The organism is Pseudarthrobacter sp. AB1 (assembly GCF_014926485.1).
In the GTDB taxonomy this organism is placed as follows: Bacteria; Actinomycetota; Actinomycetes; order Actinomycetales; family Micrococcaceae; genus Arthrobacter.
In genome coordinates this window covers 1-2083 of the sequence record NZ_PZKO01000085.1, presented here as the reverse complement: position 1 = coordinate 2083, position 2083 = coordinate 1, and the positions used below count along the sequence as shown (strand labels likewise).

The window sequence follows — 2083 nt, the reverse complement described above, 5'->3', positions numbered from 1 at the left end:
GCGGCACGCTGGGCCGGGTTGCCGGACTTGAAGATACCGGAACCGACAAACACACCGTCAGCGCCGAGCTGCATCATCATCGCAGCGTCGGCCGGGGTGGCAATGCCGCCGGCGGTGAACAGCACCACGGGGAGCTTGCCGGCGGCGGCAACCTCCTTGACCAGTTCATACGGGGCCTGCAGTTCCTTGGCCGCGACGTAGAGCTCGTCCTCGGGCAGCGCGGCGAGCTTGGCGATCTCGGCGCGGATCTGGCGCATGTGCCCGGTCGCGTTGGAGACGTCGCCGGTGCCGGCCTCGCCCTTGGAGCGGATCATGGCCGCGCCCTCGTTGATGCGGCGCAGCGCCTCACCGAGGTTGGTAGCGCCACAGACGAACGGTACCGTGAAGTTCCACTTATCGATGTGGTGGACGTAGTCGGCCGGGGTCAGGACCTCGGACTCGTCAATGTAGTCCACGCCGAGGGACTGCAGGACCTGCGCCTCGACGAAGTGGCCGATCCGGGCCTTGGCCATGACCGGCACGGAGACGGCGTCGATGATCGCCTCGATCATGTCCGGGTCCGACATGCGGGACACGCCGCCCTGGGCACGGATATCGGCCGGAACACGTTCCAGGGCCATGACTGCAACGGCACCGGCGTCTTCGGCGATGCGGGCCTGTTCAACATTGACGACGTCCATGATGACGCCGCCCTTGAGCATCTCAGCCATGCCCCGCTTGACGCGGTTGCTGCCCGTGATCAGGGGAAGAGGTATTGGCTGGTTCACGAAGTGTTCTCTTTCCGTCAGTTTTGTGGTTTTAGGCGCCAGTGCGGCATAGCACGAGCCTGTGCCCCTTTGTGATCTGGCTTCCGGCATGGTCGTCAGGCGCGGCCTGGACTCCTACCGGATCTATCGCAGCACTACCGTCCTGTTGCCCTGCAGGATCACCCGGCCTTCGCAGTGCCAGCGCACGGCGTTGCTGAGTGCCTTGCATTCGGTGTCCCGGCCGGCAGCGACAAGGTCCTCGGGGCCGTAGGTGTGGTCTACCTCAACGGTCTGCTGGGAGATGATCGGCCCTTCATCGAGCTCGGCGTTGACGTAGTGGGCGGTGGCTCCCACGGTCTTCACGCCGCGCGCGTACGCCTGGTGATACGGCTTGGCGCCCTTGAAGCTGGGCAGGAACGAGTGGTGGATGTTGATGGCGCGCCCGTCGAGCTTGCGCGTGAGTTCGTCGCTGAGCACCTGCATGTAGCGGGCCAGCACCACCAGTTCCACGTCGAGTTCGTCCACCAGTTCCAGCAGCCGGGCCTCGGCGGCCGGTTTGGTGTCGGCGGTGACGGGCACGTGGAAGAACGGGATGCCGTGCCATTCCACCAGCGTCTGGTGGTCCGTGTGGTTGGAGACCACAGCGGCGATCTCCACGGGAAGCTCGCCGGTTCTGGCGCGGAACAGCAGGTCGTTGAGGCAGTGGCCGAACTTGGACACCATGATCAGCACGCGGCGCTTGGCGCCGTGCCGCTCCAGCCGCCAACTCATCCCGAACCGCTCCGCCACCGGGCCAAAAGCGGCCCGCAACGTGTCAGCGGTGGAGGCATCGCCGTCGGACGCGAAGTGCACGCGCATAAAGAAGTGCGCCTCCGACCGTTCGCCGAACTGCTTGCTGTCCACGATGTCGCAGCCATGCTCCAGCAGGAAACCTGAGACGGCGTGGACGATGCCGGGCGTCTCGGGGCAGTCCAACGTCAGGACGTGTTCCACGGTGGTGACCGGCAACGGGCGTGTTTCAGTCTGGATGTCGGTCATGGCTCAGCACTCGATGACGTTGACGGCGAGGCCGCCGCGAGAGGTCTCTTTGTATTTGGTTTTCATGTCGGCGCCGGTTTCTTTCATGGTTTTGATGGCTTTGTCGAGGGATACTTTGTGGCTGCCATCGCCATGCAGGGCAAGGCGGGCGGCGTTGATGGCTTTGACGCTGGCGATGGCGTTGCGTTCGATGCAGGGGATCTGCACCAGGCCGCCCACGGGGTCGCAGGTCAGCCCGAGGTTGTGCTCGATGCCCACTTCGGCGGCGTTTTCCACTTGTTCGGGCGTGCCGCCGAGGA

Annotated in this window: 3 protein-coding genes; all 3 read right to left on the bottom strand. The window is 65.0% G+C overall.

The window, feature by feature from the left end; genetic code table 11:
* Positions 1 to 710 (bottom strand): pyridoxal 5'-phosphate synthase lyase subunit PdxS (gene pdxS, locus DAD99_RS21305; RefSeq protein WP_255527512.1); only part of this gene is annotated, 710 nt, incomplete at its 3' end.
* A gap of 180 nt (positions 711 to 890) precedes the next feature.
* Positions 891 to 1784 (bottom strand): formyltetrahydrofolate deformylase, encoded by an 894-nt coding sequence (purU, locus tag DAD99_RS21300; protein WP_193343169.1) that lies wholly within the window; start codon positions 1782 to 1784, stop codon positions 891 to 893.
* Between the two features lie 3 nt (positions 1785 to 1787).
* Positions 1788 to 2083 (bottom strand): L-serine ammonia-lyase, iron-sulfur-dependent, subunit alpha (locus tag DAD99_RS21295; RefSeq protein ID WP_193343168.1); only part of this gene is annotated, 296 nt, incomplete at its 5' end.